The organism is Acinetobacter sp. YH12241 (assembly GCF_013417535.1).
GTDB lineage: Bacteria > Pseudomonadota > Gammaproteobacteria > Pseudomonadales > Moraxellaceae > Acinetobacter.
Genome location: NZ_VPDQ01000069.1, coordinates 1 through 1,483, shown reverse-complemented (window position 1 = coordinate 1,483; position 1,483 = coordinate 1). Strand labels below are relative to the sequence as shown.

Sequence of the window (1,483 nt, the reverse complement as noted above, 5' to 3'; positions counted from 1 at the left end):
TGTTATTCCCAAGTAGAAATGTCCTACCTAATAACCAAATAGAAATGTCCTATATGGACATTTCCAAGTCAAGCACAGGATTTAGATTTCGTTGTTCAATCGCTGTTTTCTGTGCACGTCTGCTTGGCATCTTTTGAGAACGATTACGTTTGTTTTGCTGTTCCAGTTCTTCATGCTGTTGTTGGATATGATTCAGAACAGCACTCAACCGTTTATTCTCAACAATCTCTCGCTGATTCAGCTGACTTAATTTATCGAAGAGGCTGTAATTGATCTTTCGGCCATCATGCATGAGGGCTACAGTACCATCCGGGTATTCCAGGAACTCAAGATACTTACCGATCAACCTTTGATTTTCTTCGGTGTTTTCCAGGAGATATACGCATTTATCATAAGTAATCGTCAGGCTATTGGTGACTCTGCGGGGTTCACGCCAAGTAAAAATATCATCTAATTCTTCGGCTGTTTCAGTGATAGGCCGATGTAGATTCTTAGGATTAAAAGCCATCTTGGCGAACTTCTGATTGAACTGCTCAATGAAGCAGGGTAGCCAGGCATTAGCTTGCTCAATCGAACAGATGCCTTCCAAGCGCATTTCTTTGATCAGACGGTCCTGAAGCGTTCTATTCGCCCGTTCTACACGGCCTTTGGCCTGTGGTGAATTGGCGAAGATGATATCGATATTGAGGGTGCTGAGTACACGTCCAAACTGGGTAATCTTGGTGTCTTTCTTGCTGCTTTGATTCACTCTAAAGACTGAATGTTTGTCGCTGTAAAACGCTAAAGGCTTACCGTGCTGTTCGACATATAAACGTGTTGAAATCATATAGTCAAAGGTTGATTCTGATTCACAGAAGCGTAAATGCTGCAATTTTCCTGTCGCATCATCGATAAACACCAGCAAACAGCACTTAGCAGCGCGTCCTTCAAACCAGTCATGGTGTGAGCCATCAATTTGGATCAGTTCACCAAAGCAATCCCGGTTGTAACGAGGCTGATACGGGCGTTTCAGGCGCTTGGCGCGAGGAATCCACAGATCTGCTGCAATCATCCAGGAACGCAGTGTTTCAACTGAAATATCAAAGCCATGAACGGTGGTGAGCTTTTCATGCGCTAAAGTGGGTCCGAAACCATGGAATTGTTCAGCGACCAGATTGAGGCACTTGAGTCTGAGCTCTTCAGGAAGCCTGGAATTGCTGATTTGGCCACGTGCAGCATGGGCTAATGCAGTTGGACCTTGAGTTTTGTATTTTTGCAATAAACGTCTGATCTGACGTTCTGAAATATGAAGTAGCTGAGCAGCCTGGGGCTGGGTTATGCGTTGATCACAGATTTCTTGCAAGACCGACAATCGTTTAAGTTCTTTATCCGACATAGACACCAACATATCAAACCGTCCGCTAAGAAAATTGCAACAGCGCATATTCTAAAAGCGGACATTTTTACTTTGGAGAAACCGGACATTTCTATTTTGGAGTTACAA

The 1,483-nt window shown here is 43.8% G+C and carries 1 protein-coding gene; it reads right to left on the bottom strand.

Translation table 11 applies throughout. From position 1 onward, the window contains the following. Window positions 1-49: 49 nt before the first annotated feature. A complete protein-coding gene (locus FTV18_RS15575) occupies window positions 50-1,375 on the bottom strand; it encodes an ISNCY family transposase (protein ID WP_096902756.1) in 1,326 nt (441 codons plus the stop codon). Window positions 1,376-1,483 lie beyond the last annotated feature (108 nt).

Coding starts and splice junctions, on each gene's coding strand:
- FTV18_RS15575 (WP_096902756.1), bottom strand. CDS start 1,375: ATGTCGGATAAAGAACTTAAACGATTGTCGGTCTTGCAAGAAATCTGT.